Consider the following 26221-nt stretch of genomic DNA (forward strand, 5'->3'; position numbering starts at 1 on the left):
ATGAAGGTGTGGAGACTGAGGTTGTACGGCGTCGTCTTCATCGCCGTGCTCGCACTGCTGCTGTCCCTGTCCGTCGCCGTCTACCGCCAGGTGTTCACGCCGGTCGTGCGGATCACGCTGGAGGCCGACAGCCTCGGCAACCAGCTCGATCCGCGCGCCGACGTCAAGCTGCGCGGGCTGCTGGTCGGCGAGGTCCGCGAGGTGCGGGCCGACGGGACGAAGGCGACGCTCGACATCGCGCTGAAGCCGGAGCACGTCGCCCGGATCCCGTCCGACGTGCACGCGCGCCTGCTGCCCAAGACGCTGTTCGGCGAGAAGTACGTCGACCTCGTCCCGCCCGAGCGCCCCGTGTCCTCTTCGGCCCGGCCCATCCGCGCCGGTGACGTCATCACCCAGGACCGCACCCGCGTCGGCATCGAGGTCCAGCAACTGATGAACGACCTGCTGCCCCTGCTGCGGACCGTGCAGCCCGGCAAGCTCAACGCCACGCTCTCCGCGTTCGCCACCGCCCTCGACGGCCGCGGCGACCGGATCGGCGACAACCTCACGCGAGTGGAGGCCTACCTGCGCCGCCTCAATCCGCACCTGCCGTCCCTGAAAGAGGACATCGCACGCTTCGCCGACGTCGCCGAGGTCTACGGCGACGCGGCGCCCGACCTGATGGAGATCCTGCGCAACACCGTCACCACCAGCCGCACGATCGTCGAGCAGAAGGACCGGCTGGCGGAGGCCCTGAGGTCCACGGCGACCGTCGCGGGCACCGGCGAGGACTTCCTCGACGCCAACGGCGACCGGCTGATCACCCTCGGCCAGGTCTCCCGCCCCACGCTGGAGCTGTTCGCCCGCTACTCACCCCAGTACCCCTGCCTGCTGGCCGGTCTGGTCCGGCAGGAGAAGGCGTCCGAGGAGGCGTTCCGGGGCGGGAAGATGCACATCACGCTGGAGGTCGTACGACCGCAGGGTGCGTACGAACCGGGTGAGGAGCCGCGCTACGGCGAGCGGTCGGGCCCGAACTGCCGTGATCTGCCGCATCCTCCGGTGCCGGCACCAGGGGCCCGCCTCGACGACGGTTCGAAGCCGGGGAGTCCGTCCTCGGGCGGGCACGGAGTCTCCGCCACCCGGGCCGAGCAGCGGGCCGTCGGCTCGCTCGTGGCGCCGGTGCTGGGCGTGCCCGCTGACGAGGTGCCGCCGGTCGCGACGCTGCTGTTCGGGCCGATGGCACGCGGGACGGCGGTGAGCGTCGCATGAGCACCACAGGAGCCCGGCAGACCGCCGCCCCGCTGGTCAAGTTCAGCCTGTTCGCCCTGGTGACGCTGGTGGCGACGGCCCTGCTCGCCGCCACCATCGTGAACATCTCCTTCACTCCCGGACACGAGTACCGCGCGGTCTTCAGCGACGTCACCGGCCTGGAGGAGGGCGACGACATCCGGGTGGCGGGAGTGCGGGTCGGCGAGGTCGAGGGCATCCGGATCAAGGAACGGACGCTGGCCGAGGTCACCTTCACCGTCAGCCGGGACCGGCCGCTGCTCACCAGCACGGGCGCCGTCATCCGCTACCGCAACCTGGTCGGGCAGCGGTACCTCGCGCTGACCGAGGGCGCCGGCGACGGCACCCGGCTGCGTCCCGGCGGCACGATCCCGCTCGCGCGCACCCAGCCCGCCCTCGATCTGAACGCGCTGCTGAACGGCTTCAAGCCGCTGTTCGCCGCGCTCAGCCCGAAGGACGTCAACCAGCTGGCCACCGAGATCATCAAGACCCTCCAGGGCGAGGGCGGCACCGTCAACAGCCTGCTGACGCACACGGCGTCGCTCACCACGACGCTGGCCGGCCGCGACAAGCTGATCGGTTCGGTGATCGACAACCTCAACACCGTGCTGAAGACGCTCGACAAGCGCGGCGCCCGCTTCTCCGGACTGATCAAACAGCTGCGCCGGGTCATCTCCGGCCTGTCCGCCGACCGCAAGCCCATCGGGGAGTCGCTGGTGAGCATCGGAGACCTGACGGAGGCCACCTCGGGCCTGCTGAAGGACGCGCGCCCGCCGCTCAAGGACGACATCGCGGAACTGACCGACCTCACCGGGACGCTGAACGACAACGAGAAGACTGTGGAGGGCGTGCTGAAGAGGCTGCCGAACAAGCTCAACGAGCTGACGGGGACGGCGTCCTACGGCTCGTGGTTCAACTTCTACCTGTGCGACTTCGACGGCCGGATCGTGCTGCCGAAGACGAAGCAGGTGCTCACGCCCGAGATGCACGTGGCGAGGGCGAGGTGCGGGGGATGAGCCGCAAGCGCCGCCCGGAGCCGCTGTTCACGGTGCGCGTGGAACCGCCCAGGCTGCCGAGAGTACGGCTGCCGGAGGTACGGCTCCTGCCCCGCCGCAAGCCGCGTCCAACTCCGCTGTTCAAGGTCCGTGTCGACCCGCCGAAGCTGCCGAGGATACGGCTCCGCCGTCCGCACCTCGGCCCCTTCCGCGAACGCAGTCCCCTCGTCATCGGCGCCGTCGGGCTCACCGTCCTGGCGTTGCTGACCGCGGCCGCGTTCAACGCCGACCGCCTGCCGGTGATCGGCGACGGCGACACGTACAGCGCCGCCTTCACGGAGGCAGGCGGTCTCAAGCCGGGTGACGAGGTGCGGATCGCCGGGGTCAAGGTCGGCAAGGTCGAGGAGGTCGACCTGGACGGCGACCACGTGAAGGTCACCTTCAAGATCAAGGACGAGCCGGGGTTCGGCACCGAGACCGGCGCGTCGATCCGGGTCAAGACGATCCTCGGCGCCAAGTACCTCGCCCTGCACCCCAGGGGCCGGGGCCAGTTGGAGCCCGGCAGCGAGATCCCGCTGCGGCGGACCGTCCCCGCCTACGACGTCGTGCAGGCGTTCAGCGATCTCACCACCACGACGGAGAAGGTCGACACCGACCGGCTGGCGAAGGCGCTGGACACCATCTCGACGACCTTCGAGGACTCACCCGCCGAAGTGCGCTCGTCCATCAAGGGCCTGTCGCGGATCTCCCGGACCGTGGCCTCGCGCGACAAGGCCCTCAGGGAACTCCTCGACCACGCGAACGGCGTGACGGGCGTACTCGCCGACCGGTCGAGCGACTTCTCCGCGCTGGTCGAGGACGGCGACAAGCTGTTCAAGGAGATCAGCAAGCGGCGTACGGCGATCCACAAGCTGCTGAAGACCTCCGCCGCGCTCGGCATCCAGCTCTCCGGCCTGGTCCAGGACAACGAGAAGGAGATCGGGCCCGCGCTCAAGGGCCTGAACACCGTGGTGAAGATGCTCGAACGCAACCAATCCAGCCTGGACCGGAGCATCGCGCTCCTGGCCCCCTACGTGCGGGTCTTCACCAACACCCTCGGCAACGGCCGCTGGTTCGACTCCTACGTCCAGAACCTGGTCGCCGCCCCGCTGGTGCCCCGAACGGGAGGCACACCGTGAGCAACCGCTGGAACAAGCGCCTGGCCCTGCTGACCGCGCTGACCCTGGTCGTCGCGCTCGTCTGCGTCCTGTGGCCGCGGACCGAGACCGCCCGCGTGACGGCGTACTTCCCTCGCACCGTCGGCATCTACCCCGGCTCGGACGTCCGTGTGCTGGGGGTACGGATCGGCGAGGTCAAGAAAATCACGCCGGAGGGCGGCCGGGTGCGGGTGGAGCTGGAGTACGACGCGGACCGCAAGATCCCGGCGGACGCACAGGCCGCGATCATCAACTCCTCGGTGGTCAGCGACCGTTACGTGCAGCTGCTGCCGGTGTACCGGAGCGGCCCGGTCCTGCGGGACGGGGACGAGATACCCGAGTCGCGCACGGCCGTACCGGTCGAACTGGACCGCGTCTTCGACAGCCTGCACACCACGGCCGAGGCGCTGGGACCCGAGGGCGCCAACAAGGACGGCGCCCTGTCACGGTTGCTCGACGTCAGCGCCGACAACCTCGACGGCCAGGGCGAGAACCTGCACCGGACGGTGGAGGACCTCTCGGAGGCGGTCACGACCCTGTCCGACGGCCGCACGGACCTGTTCGGCACGGTCCGCCACCTTCAGGTGTTCACGGCGGCGCTGGCCGCGGACGACAAGAGCGTGCGGTCGTTCAACAGCAGCCTGGCCAAGGTCGCCGGGCAACTCGCCGGCGAGCGCAAGGACCTGGCGGCCGCGCTGAAGAACCTCGGCACGGCGCTCGGTGACGTGTCCGCCTTCGTGAAGAAGAACAAGAAGTCCCTGACGTCGAACGTGGAGGGCCTGAGCAAGGTGACCAAGGTGCTCGTCACCCAACGGGCGGCGCTGGAGGAGCTGCTGGAGGTCGCGCCGACGGGCGTGTCGAACCTGCACAACGCCTACAACCCTTCCGCCGGCACCCTCGACACCCGCAACAACCCCGACCATCCGCAGGATCCGGCCTCACTGCTGTGCTCGATCCTGAAGACGACCGGGGAGAAGACCGACTGCGGGGACCTGAGGGACCTCTTCGACTCCCTGCCCGAGGTGCCCCGGGGAACCTCGGGCACCGGCACGGTCGACCGCACCCTCGGCGGAATCCTGGGAGCGAACGCATGAGGCCCCCGCGCAGGGGCGGGGCCGTCGCGTGGGCGGCCGTCGCGACGGTGCTCCTGTCGGGCTGCGAGTTCAACGGCTGGTACGACGTCCCGCTGCCCGGCGGGGCCGCCGCCGACGGCCACGCCTACCACGTCACCGTCGAGTTCCGCGACGTCCTCGACCTGGTGCCGCAGTCGTCGGTCAAGGTCGACAACGTCACGGTGGGCGCGGTGGAGAAGGTCGAGCTGAAGGGCTGGCACGCGAGGGTCCGCCTTCGGGTCGCCGACTCGGTGAAGCTGCCCGCCAATGCCATCGCCGAGCTGCGGCAGACCAGCATGCTCGGCGAGAAGTACGTGGCGCTGTCCGGGCCGCCGGAGAGCGCACCGGTCGGCCGGCTCCGCGACGGAGATGTGATCCCGCTGTCCCGCAGCGGCCGCAACCCGGAGGTCGAGGAGGTGCTGTCCGCGCTGTCCGCCCTGCTCAACGGCGGCGGCGTGGCCCAGCTCAAGACGATCACCACGGAGCTGAACAAGGCCCTGGACGGCCGGGAGAACCGGGTCAAGTCCCTGCTCAAGGAGCTCGACACCTTCATCGGCGGCCTGGACGACCAGCGCCAGGACATCGTCCGCGCGCTGAAGGCCGTGGACCGGCTGGCCAAACGGCTGGGCAAGGAGAAGACGACGATCGCCAAGGCCGTCGACACGATGCCGCCCGCCCTGAAGGTCCTGGCCGACCAGCGCCGCGACCTGACGAGGATGCTCACCGCCCTGTCCAGGCTGGGCAAGACCGGCACCAAGGTGGTCAACGCCTCGCACGACGACACGGTTGCCAACCTCAAGCAGCTCCGGCCGATCCTGCACCAGCTCAACAAGGCGGGCAGCGACCTGCCCAACTCCCTGGAACTGCTGACCACCTACCCCTTCCCGCGCAACACGGTGGACGCCATCAAGGGTGACTACGTCAACCTGCACGTCACGGCGGACCTCGATCTGGCCGGCATCTACGGCAACCTGACGGACGAGCCGGGCGGCCGAAACGGCGGGGACCCCCGGGTGCCGGAGCTTCCCGAGCCCCCCGACCTGCCGGACGTACCGGATCTTCCGGACGTGCCGGATGCGCCGGACGTGCCGGGTGTGCCGAAGCCCACGGCGCTACCGAGCAGGCCGAGCGTGCCGTCGTCCCCGTCCGCCCCCTCCAGCAGCGACCCGCTGTGCCCGCCGGTGTGCACCGCCGGCTACGGCCCGGGCGGCTACCGGACCGGGGGCTACCGGACCGAGGGGATCAACCTCGAACTCGCCGAGCTGATGCTGAAGGGGGTCCAGCCGTGATCACCCGTACGGTCAAGGCGCAACTGATCGCCTTCGCCGCCCTCACCGCCGTGGGGGTGTCGTACGTCGGCGCCGAGTACACGGGCCTGGTGGACGTGGTCCTGGACCGCGGCTACACCGTGCGGGCCGATTTCGCCGACTCCGGGGGCGTCTTCCCCGGCGCCGAGGTCACCTACCGCGGCGTGCCGGTGGGCAAGGTCGGCGCCCTGCGCCTGGCAGGCCGGGACGGCGTCTCGGTCGCGCTCGACATCGAGGACGGGGCGCCGCGCATCCCGGCGGACACGCTGGCCGTGGTGGCGAACCGTTCGGCGGTGGGCGAGCAGTACGTCGACCTCCAGCCCCGCTCCTCCCGCGGCCCGTACCTGCTGAACGGCAGCACGATCCCGCGCGAGAGCACGCGGGTGCCGCTGTCGACGACGGACATGGTCCTCGGCCTGGACCGCCTGGTGAACTCGGTCGGCAAGGACGACCTGCGCGTCACGGTCGACGAACTGGGCAAGGCGTTCGCCGGCACCGGCCCGGACCTGGGCCGCCTGGTGGACTCGGGCAACACCCTGGTCGAGTCGGCGTCCGAGGCGCTGCCGGAGACGACCGCCCTGATCGAGGACTCCCGGAAGGTCCTGAAGACGCAGGCCGACCAGGGCTCTTCGATCAAGTCGTTCGCGCGCGATCTGGCGGCGCTGTCGGCCCGGTTGAAGGCCAGCGACGGGGACCTGCGCAAGCTGATCGGCAACGCGCGGCCGGCGGCGCAGGAACTGAACTCGCTGCTGAAGTCGACCGGGCCGCAGCTGTCGGTCCTGCTCGCCAACCTGATCAGCGGCGGCCAGGTCACGCTGGCCCGCCTTCCCGGCGTGGAGCAGGCCCTCGTCACCTTCCCGCTGACGGTCGCGGGCAGCTACACGGTCGTCCCCGGCGACGGCACCACCCACTTCGGCCTGGTGCTGAACGCCGACGAACCACCGGCCTGCACTCAGGGGTACGGCACGACCCGTCGCGATCCGGCGGACACCAGCACACGCGAGGCGAATACCGGCGCCCGCTGCACGCTCCCGCGCGGCAGCGAGTCGTCGGTACGCGGCGCACAGAACGCCCCGGGCGCGTCGACCACCGGCGGCGGCGCGAACCAGGCGGCGTACGTCACCCCGTACGACCCGGAGACCGGCACCACCACCGGCCCGGACGGAAGGAACGTCGAGGTCGGCTCGGCGGGCGGCCAGCAGGCCGCATTCGGAAAGGAGTCGTGGCAATGGCTGCTCGTCGGCCCCATGGCATGAGGCAGATACGACCCCGGGTGATGACGGCGGGACTCGTCGCGGCGACCGTCATCACCACGGCACTGGCGCTCTGGCTGGCCTTCGGGATCCACGCACAGAACGAGGCGGACCAACGCCGCCAGGGCATCCTGGCCGCGGCCCGCCAGTCGGCACTGAACTTCACCTCCCTCGACTACCGGCACTACGACCGCGACAGCGCGAATGTCCTGGCGGGCGCGACGGGCGACTTCAAGAAGCAGTTCACCGCCCAGACGGAGCAGTTGACGAAGCTGGTGGCCCAGAACAAGTCCGTGTCCGAAGGCCAGGTCCTGGAGGCGGGCATCGTCCGCTCCGACGAGGACTCGGCCCGTGTGCTGGTGGTCGCCGACAGCAAGGTGACCAACACCGCCGTGCCCGGGGGAGAGGCGCGCACGTACCGGCTCCAGCTCGACCTCGTCCACAAGGACGGCCGCTGGCTGACGTCCGACGTCGAGTTCGTCGGCTGATTCACGAGCCGATTCGCCGACCGACAAGCACCGACGAGGAGTACCACCATGCCGAAGACGACCACCGGCCGCGCCGCCGGTCCCGGCGCCCGCCGCACCATGACGGCGGCTGCCCGCGCGGCGGCGAAGCGCGCGGAGCGGGGCCACCGCGAAGCGGGCGCGGTCACGGCCACCGACGAGGAGTCCCCGCGCGGGGCCGAGCGGCCGCTCGCCGGACGCACCGTCCTCATCGAGGCTCCGAAGAACGGCTGGGACGACCCGCCGGAGCCGTCGCCGGAGTCGCTCGGGGAGGAGGGTCCGCAGGAGCGCAGCGAGCCCGGCTCCGGCGGACGGCGGAAGCTGCTCACCTTGCTCCTGGCCGTCCTGCTCGTCGCCGGCCTGGTCGCGCTGGCCGCCCTGGCACGGCAGTACCGTGACGGCCGCCTGACGGAGACCGCCCGGACCGAGGCGCTCACGGCCGCGCGCACAGCGGCCCCGATCGTCCTGTCGTACGACTACCGCCACCTGGACAAGGACTTCTCGCGTGCCCGCGCCCACCTGACCGGCGACTTCCGCGACGAGTACGGCAAGACCACGAAGACCGTGGTCGCCCCGACGGCCGAGAAGTACCACGGCGTCGTGAAGGCAAGGGTCGCCGCCCCCGGCTCCGGCGGTGCCCCGGCCGCCTCCGTCGTCTCGGCCTCCCCCGACAAGGTCGTCGTCCTGCTCTTCGTCAATCAGGTCACCGAGAGCACTCAGGTGTCGGGGTCCCGCGTGGACCAGAACCGGGTGCGGATGACGATGGACCGTACGGGTGACGCATGGAAGGTGAGCGCGGTGGACGCACTGTGAAGGCGGACAGAGGAGCCCGTCGGTGACACCCGGCCGGGCCGGGACCGGGGGTTACGCGGTGATCAGAGCGACTGGCGCGGAACGTCCGCCTGTGCCGAGGACACCGTGGACCGTCGTGCCACCCGCTCCAGGTGCCCTGCCAGGACCTCTCGTGCCTCCGGCGTCAGCGTCCGCAGCGCCACCAGTGCCGTGATGACCACATCGCACAGCTCAGCCTGCACGTCCTCCCATGAATGCGTGATCCCCTTGCGCGGGTTCTGCCCCGTCGCCCCGATCACCGCCTGGGAGACCTCGCCGACCTCCTCGGTCAGTTTCAGGATGCGCAGGAGGACCCCTTCGCGGCCCTCGATCGGCCGGCTGTGGTCGAGCCACTCGTGGAGGGCGTCGATGGTGGCCCACAGGTCGGGGCCGGGCGGTGGCGGTGTCCGGTGGTCGGTCATGGGCGCAGCGTGGCACGAGGGTCTGACAACGCCCGGTCCGGACCCCGGCCGCCGCCCCTACTCCATGGACTCCTCCTCGAACAACGCCTCCTGCTCCCCCTCCTTCGCCGTCCGCAGGCGCCTCGCCCTGGCACCCACCACCGCCGCCGTGCCCGCCGCCGTCGCCGCGAAGGCCGCTGGGATCATCCAGCCGCGGTTCACCGCGTGGCCGAGCAGGTGGTCGACGGAGAAGCGGCCCGGGCCGGTGATGGCCAGGCCCGCCGCCGTGAGGCCCAGCGTCGCCGCGTACTCGTAGCCGCCGCCCTGGTTGAAGAAGCCGTTCGGGGTGTGCACCGCCGCCGCGCCCGCCATCGCGCCGGCCGCCGCCGCACCCGCTGCCGGGGTCGCCAGGCCCAGCGCCAGCAGCGTGCCGCCGCCCGTCTCCGCGAGGCCCGCCGCCGTCGCGCTCGCCTCGCCGGGGGCGTAGCCGACGGACTCCATGAACTGGCCGGTGCCCTCGATGCCGTGTCCGCCGAACCAGCCGAACAGCTTCTGCGTGCCGTGGGCCGCCAGCACACCGCCCACCCCCAGCCGGAGCAGCAGCAGACCCAGATCACGTCGGTCGTCACGCTTCACGTCGTCTCCCGGAGCAGGCGGCAGGAACAGGTGTACTCATCTCGTCGCCTGTCCACCGTCTCACCCCTCGCACCTCACGACACCCGGCGGATCGTCCGGCGACGCCGTTCGGGTGGCACCGGTGGCGTCGGGCCGTGGCCGGTACGAGTGTGGCTCGTATGACGATTCAGACCACGCGCCTCAGGGATCCGGCCGTCCGGGCCTTCGTGGCCGCCGTGAACAACCACGACCGCGAGAGCTTCATGGAGCTCCTCGCGCCGGGCGCGACCATGACGGACGACGGGTCCGACCGTGACCTCGCCGACTGGGTGGACCGGGAGATCTTCTCCTCCCACGGCCACATGGAGGTCGACAACGAGTCCGACGGAGGCCGTTCCCTCCTCGCCCGCTACAGCAACGACACCTGGGGCGAGATGCGCACGCGGTGGAGTTTCCAGGTGGACGAGGACGGCAGGATCACGCGCTTCGAGACCGGGCAGGCCTGAACCACCTGCACAAAAGTAGCGGCAGTCGTTCCACGCGCACCGGTGCGTATTCCGCGGTCCCTCGCGGAATCCACCCCCACCCGGTGCCGTGGAACGACTGCCGCCCCCCCTGGATGTGGCCGACGGAAGCGCTCCACTCCAACTGTGAAGCTTTCGTGTAGGAGAGTTGAGCATAATTCCCCTACCGGCCGCAATGGGGCGGAGGTTCCTATTCCGTTTGTGCAGGTTGACGAGTTGACGAACTCGCCGCGCCCTCAGCCGCGTCCGACGTACGGCATCGCCGTCGCCAGTACGGTCGCGAACTGCACGTTCGCCTCCGGTGGCAGTTCGGCCATGTGCCGCACCGTGCGCGCCACGTCCGCGACGTCCATCACCGGTTCCGGGGCGACCTCCCCGTTTGCCTGCAGCGCTCCCGTCTGCATACGGGACGTCATGTCGGTGGCCGCGTTGCCGATGTCGATCTGCCCCACCGCGATCCCGTACGGCCGGCCGTCCAGGGAGAGGGACTTCGTCAGGCCCGTCAGCGCGTGCTTCGTCGCCGTGTAGGCCACCGACATCGGACGGGGCGTGTGCGCGGAGATCGAGCCGTTGTTGATGATCCGGCCGCCCTGCGGATCCTGCTCCTTCATCTGCCGGTACGCCGCCTGCGCGCACAGGAACGCCCCGTTGAGGTTGGTGTCCACCACGTGCCGCCAGGCCTCGTAGGGCAGTTCCTCGACCGGCACGCCGCCGGGCCCGAAGGTGCCGGCGTTGTTGAACAACAGGTCGACCCGGCCGAAGCGCTCGACGGTGGCGGCGAACAGGGCGTTCACGTCCTCGGGGCGTGCGACGTCCGTGCGCACCGCCAGGGACGCGGCACCGGGCGCCAGCGCCGCCGTCTCCTCCAGGGTCTGCACGCGGCGGCCCGCCAGCGCCACCGACCAGCCCGCGCGCAGCAGTTCCACGGCGACCGCCCGGCCGATCCCGGAACCCGCCCCGGTCACGACAGCGATCGCCTGTGCCCTGGCACTCTGCTCGGCACTCTCCTTGGCATTCATGGCCCCGCAGCGTACGGGAGCGCCCCGACGCGGCCCGGGTGTCAGGCCGGCGTGAGTTCCGGCTCACCCGTCTCGTCGGGGTAGCGGACGCCGACGCGGTCCCGGATCGCGTCGAGCGTGCGCATCACGGCGAGCGTCCCGTCGAGCGGGACCAGCGGGGACTCGGTCTCCCCGGCCCGCACGGCCCGCATGACCTCGAGCGCCTCGTGACGCATGCTGTTGCGCGGCCCGTCCACCGGATCGGCCGTGAACTCCTCGGCGTCGTGGCCGTCCCGGTGCAGGACGAAACGGTCCGGGAAGAAGAAGCCGTCCGGGACGTCGATCCGGCCCCGGGAGCCGGTGACCGACGCGGACGTCGCCGTACCGCCCACGATGGAGCAGTGCACCGAGCCGAGCGCGCCGCTGTCGAACGAGAGCACCGCCGCCGTCTGCAGGTCGACGCCCTCCTCGGAGAGCACCGCCCGCGCCGCGACGTCCGACGGCTCCCCGAGCAGCAACTGCGCGAACGACACCGGGTACACGCCCAGGTCGAGCAGCGCGCCGCCGCCCAGCTCAGGGTTGCGCAGCCGGTGCGAGGGCGGGAAGGGGCCGGCCAGCCCGAAGTCGGCCTGGACGCTGCGCACCTCGCCGATCGCCCCGTCGTCGACCAGCGCCTTGAGCCGCCGGACCAGCGGGTTGCAGTACATCCACATCGCCTCCATCAGGAAGCGCCCGTGCTCCCGCGCCAGCGCGACGAGTTCGCCGGCCTCGTGCACGTTCAGCGTGAACGGCTTCTCGCACAGCACGTTCCGCCCGGCCGCCAGACACAGCCCGGCCGCGGCCCGGTGCGCCGTGTGCGGGGTGGCGACGTAGACGACATCGATGTCCGCGTCCTGCGCGAGCGCGTTCCAGTCGCCGTAGGCCCGGGGTATCCCGAACCGCTCCGCGAACGCCTTCGCCGCGGCCTCGGAGCGCGAGGCCACCGCCACGACCTCCGCGTCCGGCAGGTCGATCAGATCCGCCGTGAACGCCGCCGCGATCCCCCCGGTCGCCAGGATCCCCCACCGCACCGTGTCCGCCGTCATACCGCCCCGCCTCCACCTCGCGCCCCCGAGCACTGCGTACGAGCTGAGAGCATAGGTGGCGATCGACTCGGAGAGGGAGGGACTCATGCCCGAGGGTGGGGCGTCCATATCGAACACCGCGCAGGGGGCCGCAGCCGGGACGGAGCGGCCCGACCGCACGCCGCACCGCCGCACCGGGCTCCTGGTCACCTTCCTGCTCGGCAGCCTGACCGCCGTGCCTCCGCTGGCGATGGACATGTACCTCCCGTCCCTGCCGCAGGTCACCCGGTCCCTGCACGCGCCCGCCGCGACCGTCCAGCTCACGCTCACCGCCTGCCTGGCCGGCATGGCGCTCGGGCAGCTGGTGGTCGGACCGATGAGCGACCGCTGGGGACGCCGCCGCCCGCTGCTCGCCGGACTCGCCGTCTTCGTCGTCGCCACCGTCCTGTGCGCGCTCGCGCCCACCGTGGAGCTGCTGGTGGCGTTCCGGCTGGCCCAGGGCCTCGCGGGCGCCGCCGCCATCGTCATCGCCCGGGCCGTCGTCCGCGACCTCTACGACGGCATGGCCATGGCCCGCTTCTTCTCCACCCTCATGCTGATCTCCGGCGTCGCCCCGATCGTGGCGCCGCTCATCGGCGGACAGGTCCTGCGCGTCACGGACTGGCGGGGCGTGTTCGTCGTCCTCACCGTCATCGGCGTGCTGATCGGGATCCTGGTCTGGACGAGGCTGCCCGAGACGCTGGAGCCCGCCGAGCGGCACAGCGGCGGCGTCGGCGAGGCCCTGCGCGCGATGCGCGGCCTGCTCGCCGACCGCGCCTTCGCCGGCTACATGCTCACCGGCGGCTTCGCCTTCGCCGCCCTCTTCGCCTACATCTCCGCCTCCCCGTTCGTCATCCAGGAGATCCACGGCGCCTCCCCGCAGACGTTCAGCCTGCTGTTCGGCGTCAACTCGGTCGGACTGGTCCTCGTCGGCCAGATCAACGGCAAGGTCCTGGTCGGCCGGGTCCGCCTGGACCGGGTGCTGGGCGTCGGCCTCGCGATCGTCATCACCGCCGCGACCGCGCTGCTGCTGATGTCCCTGGGCGTCTTCGGCGAGGTCGGTCTGGTGCCGGTCGCCGCCGCGCTGTTCGTGCTGATGTCCGCGATGGGCGTCACCCTCCCCAACACCCAGGCGCTCGCCCTGATGCGCACCAAGCACGCGGCCGGCTCCGCGTCGGCTCTGCTCGGCACGTCCTCGTTCCTGATCGGCGCGATCGCCTCCCCGCTCGTCGGCGTCGCCGGGGAGGACACCGCCCTCCCGATGGCCGTCGTCCAACTGGCGGCCGCACTGGTGGCACTGGCCTGCTTCATGGGAATGTGCCGACCCTGGAAGAAGGAGAGCAGCCGCCCGAGCGCGGAGGGAGCAGTCAGCTGAGCGCACCGAGACTGCGCGACGGCACGCCGGAGCGGGCCGGACTCGACCCCGGGGAAATGCGTCACCTCGTGCGGGAGGTCCACGTCCTCACCACCGGGCAGCGCCCCTGGGCACCGGGCGCGGTCCTGGTCGTCGGGCGCGGCCCGGTGATCGCGGTCGAGGAGGCGGCGGGATGGGCCGTGCGCTACGCGGCCTACGACCCCGAGGCCGACGCCGGGGTGGAGCTGCCCGCCGGGGAACGGGTCCCCATGACCGTCGGCACGCCCTTCGACCTGGCGTCCCTCACCAAGCTGTTCACGTCCGTGGCCGCCATGCAGCAGATCGAGCGGGGCACGCTCGGCATCGACGCGAAGGTCGGGGCGTACCTGCCCGACTTCACCGCGGCCGCCCGGCACGGCATCACCGTACGGCAGTTGCTCACGCACACCTCCGGGCTGCGGCCCGAACTGCCGTTGCACGACTGCCCCGACGACGCGCAGCGGCTGGCGATGCTCCAGGCGGAGCCGCCGGTGGGGGCGCCGGGCATGTACCGCTACTCGGACCTGAACATGCTGCTCCTGCAGCACGTCCTGGAACGCGTCAGCGGGCGGACGCTCGACGTGCTCTTCCGTGACGGCATCACCCGGCCGCTGGGGATGACGGCGACGGACTTCGGGCCGTGCCCGGGCGCCGCGGCGACGGAGGACCAGCGGCGGCCCTGGGCCAAGGCGGACCGCGGGATGCTGCGGGGCGAGGTCCACGACGAGAACGCCTGGGCGCTCGGGGGTGTGGCCGGCCACGCGGGCCTGTTCTCCACCGGCCGGGACCTCGCGGTGTTCTGCCGGACCCTCCTCGCCGGCGGATCGTACGGCCCTGCCCGCATCCTCGGCCCCGACTTCGTCGAGCTCCTCTTCACCCCGCCCGGCCTCGGCTTCTCCCTCGACCAGCCCTGGTTCATGGGCGACCTGGCGGGCCGCGGCGCGGCGGGCCACACCGGCTTCACGGGTACGTCCCTCGTCCTGGACCGGGCCACGGACACGTTCCTGATCCTCCTCGCCAACGCCGTCCACCCACGCCGCCGCCGCCCGGACAGCGCACCCAGAGCGGCAGCGGCGTCCCGGGTGGCACGGGTGGTGCGGTGACGTCCGGGGCCGGGGCCGGGGGAGAGGGGCGCCCGGGCGCGTGATCCGGGCCCTGTGCGGGCGACGGGCGGGGCCCCGCCTGGGCTCCCTGGTGGGCGACGGGAGGTCCCGCCGGCGCACCGCCCGGCGTCCCCCGCCCGCCTCGTAGAATCGCCGGGTGAACGCCCCCGCACCCCCGGCCGAAAACCTCCGTGCCGCCCTCGCCGGTCTGCTCGACGGGCTGCCGCCGCGGCAGGCCGCGCAGGCCGTGGAGCGGCTGATCAGCAACTACCGGGGGGCCACCCCGACCGACGCCCCCATCCTCCGGGACCGGGCCGACGTCGCCGCCTACGCCGCCTACCGGATGCCCGCGACCTTCGAGGCCGTGCGGGCCGCGCTGGAGGCGTTCGCCGAGGCCGCGCCCTCGTGGGTGCCGGGTGGGCACACCGACCTCGGCGGCGGCACCGGTGCCGCCGCCTGGGCCGTGAGCGCCGTCTGGGGCGGGAGGCGGCCCGTCACCGTGCTCGACTGGGCCGAACCCGCGCTCGCCCTGGGACGCGAGATCGCCGCGGCCAACCCGGAGCTGAAGGACGCCCGCTGGCAGCGCTCCCGGATCGGGGCGGCCCTCACCCTGGAGAGCACGGACCTCGTTACCGTCTCGTACGTCCTCAACGAGCTGACCGCCGCCGACCGCACCGCCCTCGTGGACGCCGCCGCGGCCGCCGCGCAGGCCGTCGTGATCGTCGAACCCGGCACCCCCGACGGCTACACCCGCCTCATCGAGGCCCGGGACCGGCTGATCACCGCCGGCTTCCGGATCGCCGCCCCCTGCCCCCACAGCGCCGCCTGCCCCATCGCCCCCGGCACCGACTGGTGCCACTTCTCCGCCCGGGTCAGCCGCTCCTCCCTGCACCGCCAGGTCAAGGGCGGCTCCCTCGCCTACGAGGACGAGAAGTTCGCCTACGTGGCCGCCGCCCGCTTCCCCGTCGAACCGGCAGCCTCCCGGGTCGTCCGGCGCCCCCAGATCCGCAAGGGCCAGGTCCTCCTCGACCTGTGCGAGAGCGAACCGTCCCTGCGCCGCGCCACCGTCACCAAACGCCACGGCGACCTGTACAAGGCCGCCCGGGACGCCGACTGGGGATACCCCTGGCCGCCCTCGTGATCCAGGGTCCCGACGGATCTGCGCGGCGCCTCAGTCCTGCCCCGCCCAGCGGGCCAGTGTGTCCTGTGCCCAGGCCCGGTCGGTGGGGGACAGGTCCGCGAGGTCGGCGCCGTGGTTCCCGCCCCGCACCCACAGCAGCCGTGAGTCCGGCCCGCCGGGGCGGAAGTGCTCGGCGACGGCGGGGTCCTGGGTGCCGTTGACGAACAGCAGCCTGCTGCCGCGCCGCCGGACCCAGCGGTCGATGTCGGGCATGGCGGTCCGGTCGAAGCGCAGGGGGACGTCCCGCGGGACGAAGCTGCGTGCCTCGGCGGCGCCCGGGTGGCGGAGCAGGTCCGCGAGGTGGGCGGTGGGGAGGCTGCCGTACCCCAGCTGCGTGCCGATCTGGTACCAGTACGGGATGTGGTTCCGGGCCGACGTGTCGGCGTACAGCGCCAGACCCGTCGTGTCGTTCAGCCACGTGTACAGCGCCTCGGCCGTCGCCCCGGGACCGGGGATCGCGGCGACGTCGTCCGGGGTGCCGCGCTGCCAGAACATGAACGGCACGCGCAGGACGGCGATCTCGAGGGCCCGGTCGGCGCTGCCGACGAGCCGGAAGGTGTCGCCGGTGGCGGCCGCCCAGGCCTCGTAGCGGCCGGCCAGTTCGGCCCGGTGCAGCAGGATCGCCCGCTGGACCCCTTCGAGGGCCTCCCGGGCCGCGGGGGTGCCGACCGTCGCCAGGAAGCGCAGGTACGCGGAGTCGTCGCGGTCGTCGACATTGTTCGGGGCCGAGTGGACCAGCGTGCCGTTCACGTCGTGGGGATGGAAGCGGCGGTGGTAGACGGCCGCCATGCCGCCCTTGCTGCTGCCGGTGGAGATCCACGCGCCGGGGTAGAGCCGGCGGAACAGCCGGACGACGCGGTGGTGGTCGTCGGCGGCCTGGCGGACGGTGAGGTGGGTGTAGCCGGGGTCCGCGGGGCGTGAGGTCCCGAAGTAGCGGTGCTCGACCTGGAGTTGGTTCGCGCCGAGCAGCACCGCCGCTTCGGTGCGGCGTGGGGTGAGGACGGCGTGGTAGCCGGTGCCGAACAGCACGGTGGGACGGTCGGCGGCGCTGTGGAGCAGGGTGAGGCGCTGCTCGAAGCTGCCGGCGGCCGGGTTCGTGTGGTCGACCGGCTGACGCAGGCCCAGCACGAAGTGCCGGTACCCGGGTTCGGCGTCGTACCGCTCCTCGATCAGACGCAGCCCGGGCAGGGCCCGCAGCGCGTCGGCCACGTCGGCGCTCCCTGGAGGGGCCGGCGCCGCCGCCCGCGCGAGGGGGGCCGTCGTGGCGGCGAGACCCACCGCCGGGACGGCCGTGACCGCCGAGGTGAGCAGCCGTCGTCTGGTCCATGCGGTCATGAGCCGAGTCCTCCCGGGTGTCCGTGGGATGGATGTCCGTCGTCGCCGGCCGCGACCGTCCCAGTACATCCGCCGGACCGCCCGGGAGGATCCCGCGCGCGGGGGTGCGCTCTCCCTCGCGCGGGGGAGGCTCACGAACTCTCGCCGGTCGTGCCTTCCTCCCGTGCGTCCCGCTGCTGTCGGTTCTCCTGGAGCTTGCGCAGCAGTTCGCGCTTCCGGGCCTGCGGGTCGAGACCGCCGCCGACCCGGCCGCCCCGGCCGTCGCCGCGCAGCGCCCTGCGGCCGAGGTTCCTGCGCGCACCGCCGACACCCAGCATGTTTCCGGCTCCGCCTCGGGTCATCCCGGGCTCCTTCCGTCACCACTCTCGCGACGAGACGGTTCGTCTCGCGCTGGTCGCTCCACTGTCCGCGAGACGCTCCGTCTTGTCAACTGGTAAATTCGGCCCATGGCCGTCCAGAAGTCCACCCAGCCCGCCACCGGCAAGTCCGCCCCCGACTCCACCCGGCGCAGCGAGAAGTCCCGTCGCGCCATCTACGACGCCGCCCTCGCGCTCGTCGTCGAGGTCGGCTACCCGAAGACCACCATCGAGGGCATCGCCGCCCGCGCCGGCGTCGGCAAGCAGACGATCTACCGCTGGTGGTCGTCCAAGGCGGACGTCCTGATGGAGGCGTTCCTCGACCTGGCCGAACAGTCCGTGCAGGAGCCCGGCCCGACGCCCTCCGCCTTCCCGGACACCGGCGACATCGCCGCCGACGTCAAGGGCGTGCTGCGCGCCACCGTCGACCAGATGAACGACCCGCGGTTCGACGTGCCGTCCCGCGCGCTCGCCGCCGAGGGCGTCGTCAACGAGCAGCTCGGGCGCGAGCTCGTGGCCAGGCTCATGCAGCCCTCACTCGACCTCTACATCCACCGGCTGCGCGCCGCCCAGGACGCCGGCCAGGTGCGGGCCGACGTCGACCCCCGCATCGCGCTGGAGTTCTTCATCTCGCCGCTCGCCCAGCGCTGGCTCCAGCACACCGGCCCCATCTCCCACGAGTACACCGACACCCTCGTCGACTATGCCCTTCACGGCCTCGCCCCGCGCTGAGCGGCCCGGGCGAGGCGCCCCGGCGCGTCCGTGATCACGCCGTCGCAGCCCAGCGCCAGCACCCGGTCCCGCTGCGCGTCCGTCACCACGGTGTGCGCCCACACCCGCGCGATCCCCGAGCGCACCGCCCGCACCAGATCCGCGTCCCGCGCCCGGTGGTCCACGTCCAGCAGGTCCACGTACGACCGCCAGCGCTCCGGGCGGTCCGTGCGCAGCTGCTGCGCCGAGCGCCACACCTGGGAGAGCAGGCCGAGGCGGTGGACACGCCGGGCCACCTCCGGGTCGTTGGAGTTCACGAACACCGAGCGGGTCAGGCCGCGGGCCCGGATCAGCCCGGCCAGCCGGTCGAGGCTGCGCGGGTCCTTGGCCTCCAGCATCAGCACGATCCGACCGCCGAAACGGTCCAGCACCTCGGCGACCGTCGGCGGCCGCTCCGACCGCCAGCTCCCGGGCAGCCGGTCCTTTGGGCGCAGCCGTACACCCTGCCACTCCCGGGCGTCCAGGCCGCGTACCTCGCCGCCCAGATAGGTCATACGGTTCAGGGTCTCGTCGTGGAACACCACGGGCGTGCCGTCGCGCAGCAGCCGCGTGTCGAAGTCCAGCACCTGCGCTGTCCCGCGCTGGTAGGCGGCCGTCAGCCCCGCCATGCTGTTCTCGGGCACCTCACGGGCGCCGCCGCGGTGCGCGACGTACGTGATCCGGGGCAGGGCCGCCACGGTCAGCGGGCCCGCGCCCCACTCCAGCGGGACCGGCGCGCGGTCGCCCGGTCCCGTCAGGATCAGTGAGACCAGGGACGCCACGGAGGCCAGACCCGACAACGCGATCCTTGTGACCATGGTGATCACGGTAGGACGGCATGTCCCGGCAAAGCAGGCAATGACACCCGATCACGGTGGAGAGCAGGGCACGCCCCTCTCCTCCCGCCGGGCGCCCCGTGCGCGGTGCGTCCGTCCTGTCCCGGATGTGGGCACTGGCCCCCCGGTGCGCGGGAAGATGGGACGATGAGGCATGCTGTTCCGCACGACGGCGAGGCGAGGGGATAGATGAGCGCGCAGTTCGGCGGCCGGACCGGCCTGCAGGGCAAACTCAGCCAGTGGCTGCGCGCCGGGCGCCGGCCGAAGGAGACCGCCGGGGACGGTGGCCGTGAGGCCCTGCTGCTCGCCGCCTCCGACGCGGGACTGCCCCTCGCGCCCGCCGCCCACCCCGCCGGCTACCGCTGCTCCTGCGACCGGGTCGGCTGTCCCACCCCCGCCCGGCACCCGGTGTCCTTCGCCTGGCAGACGCAGTCGACCACCGACCGCGCCCAGATCGAGCGCTGGGCCCGCCACCAGCCGCAGGCCAACTTCATCACCGCGACCGGCATGATGCACGACGTCCTCGACGTGCCCCTCGATGCCGGTCGCGACGCGTTGGAGCGGCTACTCGCCGCCGGTGTCGAGGTCGGGCCGGTCGCCGAGAGCGACGACGGCCGCATGCTGTTCTTCACACTGACCCGGGGCACGCCCGAGGACGAGGACGAGTGGTGGCCGTGCGAACTGGACTGCCACCCCGAGACGATGGACGAACACCCCGGGCTGCGCTGGCACTGCCGGGGCTCCTACGTCCTGGTGCCGCCGGCGCGGCTGCCCGGTGAGGAGCAGGGGGTGCGGTGGGTGCGGGGGCCCGAGCACGCGCTGCCCGACCCGCTGAGCCTGCTGGAGGTGCTCACGGAGGTCTGTGGGCGGTACGCGGGTGAGGACACCGGCCGGGCCGGCGAGGCGGCCTGGCCCCTACGGCACTGAGGCCGACGGCCGTGCGGTGACCTACGAGCCTTCCGCCGACGTCAGTCCCTGGATCCTGCCCAGGATCGTCACCTTGCCGGGGCCCCTGGGGTCCAGTGCCACCTCGTTGGAGACGAACTCCATCGTGAGGGACTGCTTGATCTCGCCCTTCGTCAGGGCCAGGACGTCCTTGTTGGGGGCCGGGACGGACGTGCCCGCGGCGGCGGTCTGCTTCTCGTAGTGCCGGGTCGTGAAGAACACCAGCGCCCCGCCGTCCGTCGTGCGCAGTGCCAGCGGTGCGTAGTCGCCGTTCGTCAGCGGCTCGTCGATGTACTGGGTGACCATGCCCGGCTTCTTGCCGTTCTTCTCGCGCAGGGCGCGCCACTGGCTGGTGTGGGCGCCGTCCGTGAAGGTCTCTCCGCCGTTCTTGAGGTACGTCGTGTACGACCGGCTGAGGTCGCCGGGGGCGGTGGCCAGGCCGGTGGAGTCGACCGGGACGGACTCGGCCCAGCCGTCGGCGTCCTTCTTGAACTGCGGGACCTTGTCCGGGGCGACGAGCGTCAGGTACGCCACCTGGAAGGGGTCGTCCAGGCTGCTGCGGGTGAAGACCAGGAGCCAGCGGGCGGTGCCGCCCTTGTTGCCGGCCGCGTCGGCGACGAACCAGCGGGGCCAGCCGGCCTTCTTGGGGATCGTGAACGTCGCGTCCGTCAGTTCCAGCGGGGTGTGACGGGGGTTGCCGTCCGGGTTGTTCGCCTTGCCGGCCTTGAGGCGGGCCGAGTCGATGTCGGCGAGGGCACCCGTGGTGTGGTCGGCGTCCAGCGTGCCGTCGTAGGCCTTGTCGGCCTCGTTGTAGGCGGTGGTGAACTCCTGGAGGGCCTTGGCGGCTTCGGCGCGGGTCGTGGACGGGAGGACTTCCCGTTCGCCGTGCACGACGACGCATCCACTGGCCGTCAGCGACAAAGCGGTCACCGAGGTTGCTATGAGGGCGCTCCGGGTGGGCCTGCGGAGCGTTCGAGGGTCGCGATCCCTGCTCATCGGGTGCCTTCACCTTCCCCTTTCCGGAGGCGAACCCTACCGGGTGCCTCCGGCGGTTGGGCCGGGGCGGGTGGGAGTGTGGGTGGTGGTGCGGGTGTCGTGCGGTGCCTGCGCCTGACGCCGGGTGGGGGTCGGGGCCTCGGAACGGCGCGATGGGTGTGCCGACTGACTGTTCGTCGACGCGCCAACCACTGCGGGCGGACACCCCCCGACACGGCCCCTTGCGTCGTCCGGCGGGTGCGGGCCGCCGCAGCTGCGGGCATGCGTGCTGCTAGGGGCGGCACGGGTGGGCGCAGCGGCACCGTTAAGCCGGGCTGCGTACCCCCCCGGGCCTCGGCCGCTACGCCCCGTCGCGTACCGGCGCCTTCGCCGGGGTTCGGGGCGGGGCCAGGAACAGGGCCAGGGTCGGGATCAAGTACAGGAGCCAGACCGCGACTTGGAGAGTGGTGGGGTCGGGCTGGAAGTTGAAGACGCCCTTGAGGAGCGTGCCGTACCAGCTGTCCGGCGGGATTGTGCCGGAGATGTCGAAGGCCTTGTCGGTGAGGCCGGGCAGGAAGTCAGCCTCCTGGAGGTCGTGGAAGCCGTAGGCGAGGACACCGGCCGCGACCACCACCAGCATGCCGCCGGTCCACGTGAAGAACTTCGCCAGGTTGATGCGCAGCGCGCCCCGGTAGAACAGCCAGCCCAGCAGGACCGCCGTGAGGAGGCCCAGGGCGACGCCGAGCAGCGGGCGGGGCGTACCGTCGCTCGCCGCGTGGACCGACGCCCAGACGAACAGGGCCGTCTCCAGGCCCTCCCGGCCCACCGCGAGGAACGCCGTGGCCACCAGTGCGCCGGTGCCCATCGCGAGGGCGGCGTCGAGCCGGCCGTGCAGTTCCGACTTCAGGTGGCGGGCTGTGCGGCGCATCCAGAACACCATCCACGTCACCAGGCCGACCGCGAGGATGGAGAGGGACCCGCCGAGCGCCTCCTGTGCCTGGAACGTGAGTTCCTGGGAGCCGAATTCGAGGAGGCAGCCGAAGCCGAACGCGAGGGCGATCGCGACGGCTATGCCGGTCCAGATCGGCTTCAGGGCGTCCTTGCGGCCGGTCTTGACGAGGTAGGCGATGAGGATGCAGACGACGAGGCTCGCCTCCAGGCCCTCCCGCAGACCGATGAGGTAGTTGGAGAACACCGGCTCAGGCCTCCTTGGAGAACAGCGTGCGGCCCCACCAGTCGTCCTTGTCGCGGACGCCCGGCGGGACGGCGAACAGCGCCGAACCCACGTGCTGGATGTACTCGTTGAGCGCGTCGGTGGCCAGGCTGCGCTGGATGGGGATGAAGCCCTTGCGGACGTCGCGCTGGAACGCCAGGAAGAACAGGCCCGCGTCCAGGCGGCCGAGGCCGTCCGTGCCGTCGGTGAAGGAGTAGCCGCGGCGCAGGATCGTCGCCCCGTGGTTGCTGTCGGGGTGTGCGAGCCGGACGTGCGCGTCGGGCTTCATCGCCTTGAGGAACGGCTCGTCGCGCTCCTTGGCCTTGCCGACCGGGGCGCCCTCGCCCTTGTCCCGGCCGAAGATGTCCTCCTGCTCCTGGAGCGAGGTGCGGTCCCAGGTCTCGATGTGCATGCGGATACGGCGGGCGACCAGGTAGGAGCCGCCCTCCATCCAGGAGGGGCCGTCCTTGCCGTCCACCCAGACGAACTTCTCCAGGCGGTCCGTCTCCGTGCCCGCGATGTTGCGGGTGCCGTCCTTGAAGCCCATCAGGTTGCGCGGTGTCTGTGCCTCGGGCGTGGTGGAGGAGGTCTTGCCGAAGCCGAGCTGCGACCACTTGATGACGACCTTGCCGAAGCCGATGCGCGCCAGGTTGCGGACGGCGTGCACCGCGACCTGGGGGTCGTCGGCACAGGCCTGGATGCACAGGTCGCCGCCGCTGCGGTTCTTGTCGAGGTTGTCGCCCGCGAACTTCGGCAGGTCGACCAGGGCCTCCGGGCGGCGGTCCGCGAGGTCGAACTTCTCGAACAGCGACGGGCCGAAGCCGATCGTGAGCGTCAGGCGGGAGGGCTTGAGGCCGAGCGCCTCGCCCGTGTCGTCCGGGGGAGCCTCGGCCAGACCGCCGTAGGCGCCCTCGCCGACCGGGTGTCCGGCCGTCATGCGCCGGGCCGCCTCGGTCCAGTCCTTCAGCAACTGGACGAAGACCTCACGGTCGTCGGTCGTCACGTCGAACGCGGCGAAGTGCAGGCGGTCCTGGACCGGGGTGGCGATGCCCGCCTGGTGAGGGCCGTGGAAGGCGATCGCCGAGCCGGCCGCCGCCGGTGCGGTGTCGTCCTCGGTGCGGGCCATCGCCACCGCGCCGCCCGCCGCGGCGGCGCCGAGCGCCAGGCCGGCGCCGCCCCAGCCGAGCAGGGAACGGCGGCTGGGGGAGGGGGAGTTGGTGTCCGTCATCGTTACTTCACCACCGCCGCGGCGAGCTTCGACAGCGGCTCCGCCAGGGCGTTGACCGCGTCGGAGAGCTCCTTGCGGTCGGCCTTGCCTACCTTGTCGTAGGAGGTGAAGTCGTACGACGTCGGGGTGGGGCGGTACTGGTCGAGCAGCTTGTCCAGGGCCGCGAACTGCTCGTCGAGTTCGGTGACGAGGGCCGCGTCGTTCTCCTTGGCGACCGGCTTCAGCAGGTCGTAGGACTTCTGCGCGCCCTCGACGTTGGCCTTGAAGTCGACCAGGTCGGTGTGCGAGTAGCGCTCCTCCTCGCCGGTGACCTTGCCCGTGGCGACCTCGTCGAGGAGTTCCTTGGCGCCGTTGGCCATGGAGGTGGGGGTGATCTCGGCCTTGCCGACCCGGTTCTGCCAGTCCTTCAGGTCCTTGATCAGCAGGCCGGCGAGGTCCTTCTCGCGGGTGCCGATCTTCTTGTCCTGCCAGAGGGCCTTCTCCAGGCGGTGCCAGCCCGTCCAGTCGGTGGCGGGGTCCTGGCCGTCCTCCAGGCCGTCCTCGCGGACGTCGACCTTGGGGTCGATGTCGCCGAACGACTCGGCGACCGGCTCGGTGCGCTCCCAGCCGATGCGCGAGGGGGCGTAGGCCTTCTTCGCCGCCTCCAGGTCGCCGTCCTGGACGGCCTTGGCGAACGCCTCCGCCTTCGGCAGGGTCTCGTCGGCCTGCGCTTGCACGTAGGCGCGGTAGGCGGCGACGGCCTTGTCCAGGCGCGGGTCGCGCTGGACGGCCTTGCCGCCGGTGGCCTTGACGGCCTGGCGGATGCCGTCGCCCTTCATGCCGGGCTTGCAGGCGATCTGGTAGTCGCCGGCCTTCACCTCGGCGGTGACCCGCTGCTTGGTGCCGGGGCCTATGTTCTCCCGCTCGGTGACGACGCGGTCGTCGGGGAAGAGCACGTAGACCTCGGTGACCTTGGAGCCCTTGTTCTCGACGGCCAGCTCGACGTGCCCGGCCGGGAACTCCTTCTTCGACACCTGGCACTTGTCGTCGGTCGCCGTCACGTTGATCACGTGATCGCCGTCCTGCGCGTCGCTCTTCTCCGTGCACCCGGTGATGGCGGCCAGCGCCGCGGCCACGGCGATCGCGCTGGCGGCATGGAGAGATCTGACGGGTCGCATACGGGCTCCAAGGCGTGGCCGAAAACAGTTCGTGGTCCACCCTAATACAGGGTAGGTGAGGCTCACCTAACGCCCATAAGGATGACCTAAGTAGGGCAAAAGCGATGCCAAGAGTTAGTCAAGGAGAGGTCAAGGGGTGGCGGGTGCGCGGGGCCTCCCCGGCGATGTTTGAATTCCCTCCGTGACTGACTACGACGTGCTCCGCGTCTTCTGCGGGCCGAACGGTGGGTACGGCAACGAGCTCGGGGTCGTGCGCGAAGGGTCCGTGATGCTCGGGCGGGACGAGCGGCAGGGGTTCGCCGCGAAGGTCGGGTTCAGCGAGACGGTGTTCGTCGACGACCCCGAGCGCGGCGTGATCGACATCTACACGCCCACGCTGCGGCTGCCCTTCGCCGGGCACCCCTGTGTCGGCACGGCCTGGCTGCTCGACGTGCCCGAGCTGGTCACGCCCGCCGGCCTGGTCGGGGCCCGGCAGGACGGCGAGTTCTGCTGGATCGAGGCCCGGGCGGAGTGGGTGCCGCCCCGGACGCTGCGGCAGTACGCCAGTGCCGCCGAGGTCGACGGCCTGGCCGTGCCGCCGCCGGGGGAGTGGCTGTACGCCTGGGCGTGGGAGGACGAGCCCGCCGGGCGGATCCGGGCCCGGGCCTTCCCCGGCCGGGACGACGGCGTCGACGAGGACGAGGCGACCGGGGCCGCAGCCCTGCTGCTCACCGACCGGCTGGGCCGGGCCCTCAACATCACCCAGGGGGCGGGGTCCCAGATCCTCACCGCCCCCCAGCCGGGCGGGTGGACAGAGGTCGGCGGCCGGGTGCGTCTGGAACGCTGACCCGGGCGGGTGGAAAGTGTGTGCGGCTCTCTCCCGAGCCGGAGCCCGGGCCCCCTCGCCGCGCGCGAAGGGGCTCCGCCCGTTCACGCCGTCAGCGGGAACTCCTCGCCCAGCGCCTCGAACATCCCGTTGTTCAGCGCGTACGCCCGCTTGCACTCGGCCACGGTCCGCTGCCGCTCCAGCTCGTCGCCGGGCAGCGCGTCCAGCAGTTCGCAGTAGGCCCGCTTGAAGGCGGCCGGGTTGGGGATCTCCTCGAAGACGTAGAAGCGGACCCCGTCACCCTTCTTCGGGAAACCCCACGTCCTCTCGGCCGTGTCCCGGATGATCTGCCCGCCGGAGAGATCGCCCATGTAGCGCGTGTAGTGGTGGGCGACGTACCCGGCGGGCCAGGTGCGGGCACAGACGCTGATCCGCTCCGCGTACTCCAGGGTGGCCGGCAGCGCGCCGGCCGTCCTCCGCCAGCCGGGGCCGCGCAGATGCTCCAGGTCCCGCTCCAGCGCCGCCCTGCGGAACAGCTCCGGGCGGACGAAGGGGCCCGCCACCGGGTCGGCCGCCAGGTGCCGGGCCCCGGCTTCCAGCGCCCCGTAAACGAACCACAGCTGCTCCGTGTAGCGGGCGAACGCCTCCACCCCGAGCTTGCGCCCCAGCAGGTCGCCGATGAAGGACGAGCCCCTGACCTCCTCGTGCTGCTCGCGCGAAGCCGTCCGAAGAAGCGTCGAGAAGGATTCCGATTCCATGGCCCCATCTTTTCCCGACGACGTGTCGGTAAAAACCCCGGTGCGGAACCCGGGGTGCGGAAAGGAGAGCGGCCCGCCCT

At 71.9% G+C, this 26221-nt stretch carries 27 protein-coding genes; 15 read left to right on the forward strand and 12 right to left on the reverse strand.

What is annotated here, in order from left to right; translation table 11 throughout:
- Genes ACFZDI_RS20235 through ACFZDI_RS20270 form a run of 8 tightly spaced genes read left to right on the forward strand, consistent with a single transcriptional unit; the run spans nucleotide 1 to nucleotide 8448 of the window.
- Nucleotides 1-1248, forward strand: coding sequence for an MCE family protein (locus ACFZDI_RS20235; RefSeq protein WP_391252146.1), 1248 nt, complete (start codon nucleotides 1-3; stop codon nucleotides 1246-1248).
- Nucleotides 1245-2282 carry an MCE family protein gene (locus ACFZDI_RS20240; RefSeq protein WP_234850035.1) on the forward strand — a complete coding sequence of 346 codons (1038 nt, stop codon included), beginning with the start codon at nucleotides 1245-1247 and terminating at the stop codon, nucleotides 2280-2282. Before ACFZDI_RS20235 ends, ACFZDI_RS20240 begins: the two co-directional genes overlap by 4 nt.
- Nucleotides 2279-3439 carry an MCE family protein gene (locus tag ACFZDI_RS20245; RefSeq protein ID WP_391252148.1) on the forward strand — a complete coding sequence of 387 codons (1161 nt, stop codon included), beginning with the start codon at nucleotides 2279-2281 and terminating at the stop codon, nucleotides 3437-3439. Before ACFZDI_RS20240 ends, ACFZDI_RS20245 begins: the two co-directional genes overlap by 4 nt.
- Nucleotides 3436-4551, forward strand: coding sequence for an MCE family protein (locus tag ACFZDI_RS20250; RefSeq protein WP_391252150.1), 1116 nt, complete (start codon nucleotides 3436-3438; stop codon nucleotides 4549-4551). Before ACFZDI_RS20245 ends, ACFZDI_RS20250 begins: the two co-directional genes overlap by 4 nt.
- A complete protein-coding gene (locus ACFZDI_RS20255) occupies nucleotides 4548-5858 on the forward strand; it encodes an MCE family protein (RefSeq protein WP_391252153.1) in 1311 nt (436 codons plus the stop codon). Before ACFZDI_RS20250 ends, ACFZDI_RS20255 begins: the two co-directional genes overlap by 4 nt.
- Nucleotides 5855-7132: an MCE family protein gene (locus ACFZDI_RS20260; protein WP_391252156.1), complete on the forward strand. Its 1278-nt coding sequence runs from the start codon at nucleotides 5855-5857 to the stop codon at nucleotides 7130-7132. The genes ACFZDI_RS20255 and ACFZDI_RS20260 overlap by 4 nt, the downstream gene beginning before the upstream one ends.
- Nucleotides 7129-7617 (forward strand): hypothetical protein, encoded by a 489-nt coding sequence (locus ACFZDI_RS20265; RefSeq protein WP_234850040.1) that lies wholly within the window; start codon nucleotides 7129-7131, stop codon nucleotides 7615-7617. Before ACFZDI_RS20260 ends, ACFZDI_RS20265 begins: the two co-directional genes overlap by 4 nt.
- A 48-nt stretch (nucleotides 7618-7665) precedes the next feature.
- Nucleotides 7666-8448: a hypothetical protein gene (locus tag ACFZDI_RS20270; protein WP_234850041.1), complete on the forward strand. Its 783-nt coding sequence runs from the start codon at nucleotides 7666-7668 to the stop codon at nucleotides 8446-8448.
- Nucleotides 8449-8510: 62 nt separating this feature from the next.
- Here ACFZDI_RS20270 and ACFZDI_RS20275 read toward each other — a convergent pair whose 3' ends face one another.
- Both ACFZDI_RS20275 and ACFZDI_RS20280 read right to left on the reverse strand, forming a co-directional pair.
- Complete coding sequence (locus ACFZDI_RS20275) at nucleotides 8511-8888, reverse strand: MazG-like family protein (protein ID WP_391252158.1); 378 nt, start codon at nucleotides 8886-8888, stop codon at nucleotides 8511-8513.
- Between the two features lie 57 nt (nucleotides 8889-8945).
- Entirely contained in the window at nucleotides 8946-9503 is a 558-nt protein-coding gene (locus ACFZDI_RS20280) for a DoxX family membrane protein (RefSeq protein ID WP_391252160.1), read from the reverse strand.
- 158 nt (nucleotides 9504-9661) lie between these two features.
- Here ACFZDI_RS20280 and ACFZDI_RS20285 point away from each other — a divergent pair, with 158 nt between their 5' ends.
- Nucleotides 9662-9988: a nuclear transport factor 2 family protein gene (locus ACFZDI_RS20285; RefSeq protein ID WP_234850044.1), complete on the forward strand. Its 327-nt coding sequence runs from the start codon at nucleotides 9662-9664 to the stop codon at nucleotides 9986-9988.
- A 254-nt stretch (nucleotides 9989-10242) separates the two neighbouring features.
- Here the strand turns inward: ACFZDI_RS20285 and ACFZDI_RS20290 are convergent, their stop codons facing one another.
- Both ACFZDI_RS20290 and ACFZDI_RS20295 read right to left on the reverse strand, forming a co-directional pair.
- Nucleotides 10243-11025: an SDR family NAD(P)-dependent oxidoreductase gene (locus ACFZDI_RS20290; RefSeq protein ID WP_391252163.1), complete on the reverse strand. Its 783-nt coding sequence runs from the start codon at nucleotides 11023-11025 to the stop codon at nucleotides 10243-10245.
- Nucleotides 11026-11066: 41 nt separating this feature from the next.
- Nucleotides 11067-12089 (reverse strand): Gfo/Idh/MocA family oxidoreductase, encoded by a 1023-nt coding sequence (locus tag ACFZDI_RS20295; RefSeq protein ID WP_391252165.1) that lies wholly within the window; start codon nucleotides 12087-12089, stop codon nucleotides 11067-11069.
- Nucleotides 12090-12174: 85 nt separating this feature from the next.
- Here ACFZDI_RS20295 and ACFZDI_RS20300 point away from each other — a divergent pair, with 85 nt between their 5' ends.
- From ACFZDI_RS20300 to ACFZDI_RS20310, 3 genes are all read left to right on the forward strand, one after another.
- Nucleotides 12175-13482: a Bcr/CflA family efflux MFS transporter gene (locus ACFZDI_RS20300; RefSeq protein WP_391252167.1), complete on the forward strand. Its 1308-nt coding sequence runs from the start codon at nucleotides 12175-12177 to the stop codon at nucleotides 13480-13482.
- A 56-nt stretch (nucleotides 13483-13538) separates the two neighbouring features.
- Nucleotides 13539-14603, forward strand: a complete 1065-nt coding sequence (locus ACFZDI_RS20305; RefSeq protein ID WP_391252287.1) for a serine hydrolase — start codon at nucleotides 13539-13541, stop codon at nucleotides 14601-14603.
- 157 nt (nucleotides 14604-14760) lie between these two features.
- A complete protein-coding gene (locus tag ACFZDI_RS20310) occupies nucleotides 14761-15744 on the forward strand; it encodes a small ribosomal subunit Rsm22 family protein (protein WP_391252169.1) in 984 nt (327 codons plus the stop codon).
- 30 nt (nucleotides 15745-15774) lie between these two features.
- Here ACFZDI_RS20310 and ACFZDI_RS20315 read toward each other — a convergent pair whose 3' ends face one another.
- Nucleotides 15775-17118 carry a S28 family serine protease gene (locus tag ACFZDI_RS20315; protein WP_391252171.1) on the reverse strand — a complete coding sequence of 448 codons (1344 nt, stop codon included), beginning with the start codon at nucleotides 17116-17118 and terminating at the stop codon, nucleotides 15775-15777.
- A 131-nt stretch (nucleotides 17119-17249) separates the two neighbouring features.
- Nucleotides 17250-17459, reverse strand: coding sequence for a DUF6243 family protein (locus ACFZDI_RS20320; RefSeq protein ID WP_391252173.1), 210 nt, complete (start codon nucleotides 17457-17459; stop codon nucleotides 17250-17252).
- A gap of 105 nt (nucleotides 17460-17564) precedes the next feature.
- Between ACFZDI_RS20320 and ACFZDI_RS20325 the strand changes: the two genes are divergently transcribed.
- A complete protein-coding gene (locus ACFZDI_RS20325; RefSeq protein ID WP_391252175.1) occupies nucleotides 17565-18206 on the forward strand; it encodes a TetR/AcrR family transcriptional regulator C-terminal ligand-binding domain-containing protein in 642 nt (213 codons plus the stop codon).
- Here the strand turns inward: ACFZDI_RS20325 and ACFZDI_RS20330 are convergent.
- A complete protein-coding gene (locus tag ACFZDI_RS20330) occupies nucleotides 18185-19042 on the reverse strand; it encodes a glycerophosphodiester phosphodiesterase family protein (RefSeq protein WP_391252177.1) in 858 nt (285 codons plus the stop codon). The genes ACFZDI_RS20325 and ACFZDI_RS20330 overlap by 22 nt on opposite strands.
- A gap of 207 nt (nucleotides 19043-19249) precedes the next feature.
- Here ACFZDI_RS20330 and ACFZDI_RS20335 point away from each other — a divergent pair, with 207 nt between their 5' ends.
- Complete coding sequence (locus ACFZDI_RS20335; protein ID WP_391252178.1) at nucleotides 19250-19987, forward strand: bifunctional DNA primase/polymerase; 738 nt, start codon at nucleotides 19250-19252, stop codon at nucleotides 19985-19987.
- A gap of 21 nt (nucleotides 19988-20008) precedes the next feature.
- Here the strand turns inward: ACFZDI_RS20335 and ACFZDI_RS20340 are convergent, their stop codons facing one another.
- The 4 genes from ACFZDI_RS20340 to efeO form a co-directional block, all read right to left on the reverse strand.
- Nucleotides 20009-21001, reverse strand: a complete 993-nt coding sequence (locus ACFZDI_RS20340; protein WP_391252180.1) for a hypothetical protein — start codon at nucleotides 20999-21001, stop codon at nucleotides 20009-20011.
- 340 nt (nucleotides 21002-21341) lie between these two features.
- The gene (gene efeU / locus ACFZDI_RS20345; RefSeq protein WP_391252182.1) at nucleotides 21342-22175 is read right to left on the reverse strand and encodes an iron uptake transporter permease EfeU; all 834 of its coding nucleotides are present in this window, start codon (nucleotides 22173-22175) and stop codon (nucleotides 21342-21344) included.
- A 4-nt stretch (nucleotides 22176-22179) separates the two neighbouring features.
- Complete coding sequence (efeB, locus tag ACFZDI_RS20350) at nucleotides 22180-23421, reverse strand: iron uptake transporter deferrochelatase/peroxidase subunit (RefSeq protein WP_234848608.1); 1242 nt, start codon at nucleotides 23419-23421, stop codon at nucleotides 22180-22182.
- Between the two features lie 2 nt (nucleotides 23422-23423).
- Nucleotides 23424-24578, reverse strand: coding sequence for an iron uptake system protein EfeO (gene efeO, locus ACFZDI_RS20355; RefSeq protein ID WP_234848607.1), 1155 nt, complete (start codon nucleotides 24576-24578; stop codon nucleotides 23424-23426).
- A gap of 181 nt (nucleotides 24579-24759) precedes the next feature.
- On the opposite strand from efeO, the gene ACFZDI_RS20360 reads away from it, so the two are divergent.
- Complete coding sequence (locus ACFZDI_RS20360; RefSeq protein WP_391252185.1) at nucleotides 24760-25404, forward strand: PhzF family phenazine biosynthesis protein; 645 nt, start codon at nucleotides 24760-24762, stop codon at nucleotides 25402-25404.
- An 83-nt stretch (nucleotides 25405-25487) separates the two neighbouring features.
- Here ACFZDI_RS20360 and ACFZDI_RS20365 read toward each other — a convergent pair whose 3' ends face one another.
- Complete coding sequence (locus ACFZDI_RS20365; RefSeq protein WP_391252187.1) at nucleotides 25488-26141, reverse strand: biliverdin-producing heme oxygenase; 654 nt, start codon at nucleotides 26139-26141, stop codon at nucleotides 25488-25490.
- Between the last annotated feature and the right edge of the window lie 80 nt (nucleotides 26142-26221).

The organism is Streptomyces sp. NPDC007907, assembly GCF_042959365.1.
Lineage (GTDB): Bacteria > Actinomycetota > Actinomycetes > Streptomycetales > Streptomycetaceae > Streptomyces > Streptomyces indiaensis.

What these genes read in the sequence shown, in the direction of transcription:
- ACFZDI_RS20235 (WP_391252146.1), top strand. Translation starts at nt 1, where the DNA reads ATGAAGGTGTGGAGACTGAGGTTGTACGGCGTCGTCTTCATCGCCGTG.
- ACFZDI_RS20240 (WP_234850035.1), top strand. Translation starts at nt 1,245, where the DNA reads ATGAGCACCACAGGAGCCCGGCAGACCGCCGCCCCGCTGGTCAAGTTC.
- ACFZDI_RS20245 (WP_391252148.1), top strand. Translation starts at nt 2,279, where the DNA reads ATGAGCCGCAAGCGCCGCCCGGAGCCGCTGTTCACGGTGCGCGTGGAA.
- ACFZDI_RS20255 (WP_391252153.1), top strand. Translation starts at nt 4,548, where the DNA reads ATGAGGCCCCCGCGCAGGGGCGGGGCCGTCGCGTGGGCGGCCGTCGCG.
- ACFZDI_RS20265 (WP_234850040.1), top strand. Translation starts at nt 7,129, where the DNA reads ATGAGGCAGATACGACCCCGGGTGATGACGGCGGGACTCGTCGCGGCG.
- ACFZDI_RS20270 (WP_234850041.1), top strand. Translation starts at nt 7,666, where the DNA reads ATGCCGAAGACGACCACCGGCCGCGCCGCCGGTCCCGGCGCCCGCCGC.
- ACFZDI_RS20275 (WP_391252158.1), bottom strand. Translation starts at nt 8,888, where the DNA reads ATGACCGACCACCGGACACCGCCACCGCCCGGCCCCGACCTGTGGGCC.
- ACFZDI_RS20285 (WP_234850044.1), top strand. Translation starts at nt 9,662, where the DNA reads ATGACGATTCAGACCACGCGCCTCAGGGATCCGGCCGTCCGGGCCTTC.
- ACFZDI_RS20290 (WP_391252163.1), bottom strand. Translation starts at nt 11,025, where the DNA reads ATGAATGCCAAGGAGAGTGCCGAGCAGAGTGCCAGGGCACAGGCGATC.
- ACFZDI_RS20295 (WP_391252165.1), bottom strand. Translation starts at nt 12,089, where the DNA reads ATGACGGCGGACACGGTGCGGTGGGGGATCCTGGCGACCGGGGGGATC.
- ACFZDI_RS20300 (WP_391252167.1), top strand. Translation starts at nt 12,175, where the DNA reads ATGCCCGAGGGTGGGGCGTCCATATCGAACACCGCGCAGGGGGCCGCA.
- ACFZDI_RS20305 (WP_391252287.1), top strand. Translation starts at nt 13,539, where the DNA reads ATGCGTCACCTCGTGCGGGAGGTCCACGTCCTCACCACCGGGCAGCGC.
- ACFZDI_RS20315 (WP_391252171.1), bottom strand. Translation starts at nt 17,118, where the DNA reads ATGACCGCATGGACCAGACGACGGCTGCTCACCTCGGCGGTCACGGCC.
- ACFZDI_RS20320 (WP_391252173.1), bottom strand. Translation starts at nt 17,459, where the DNA reads ATGACCCGAGGCGGAGCCGGAAACATGCTGGGTGTCGGCGGTGCGCGC.
- ACFZDI_RS20325 (WP_391252175.1), top strand. Translation starts at nt 17,565, where the DNA reads ATGGCCGTCCAGAAGTCCACCCAGCCCGCCACCGGCAAGTCCGCCCCC.
- ACFZDI_RS20330 (WP_391252177.1), bottom strand. Translation starts at nt 19,042, where the DNA reads ATGGTCACAAGGATCGCGTTGTCGGGTCTGGCCTCCGTGGCGTCCCTG.
- ACFZDI_RS20335 (WP_391252178.1), top strand. Translation starts at nt 19,250, where the DNA reads ATGAGCGCGCAGTTCGGCGGCCGGACCGGCCTGCAGGGCAAACTCAGC.
- ACFZDI_RS20340 (WP_391252180.1), bottom strand. Translation starts at nt 21,001, where the DNA reads ATGAGCAGGGATCGCGACCCTCGAACGCTCCGCAGGCCCACCCGGAGC.
- efeB (WP_234848608.1), bottom strand. Translation starts at nt 23,421, where the DNA reads ATGACGGACACCAACTCCCCCTCCCCCAGCCGCCGTTCCCTGCTCGGC.
- efeO (WP_234848607.1), bottom strand. Translation starts at nt 24,578, where the DNA reads ATGCGACCCGTCAGATCTCTCCATGCCGCCAGCGCGATCGCCGTGGCC.
- ACFZDI_RS20365 (WP_391252187.1), bottom strand. Translation starts at nt 26,141, where the DNA reads ATGGAATCGGAATCCTTCTCGACGCTTCTTCGGACGGCTTCGCGCGAG.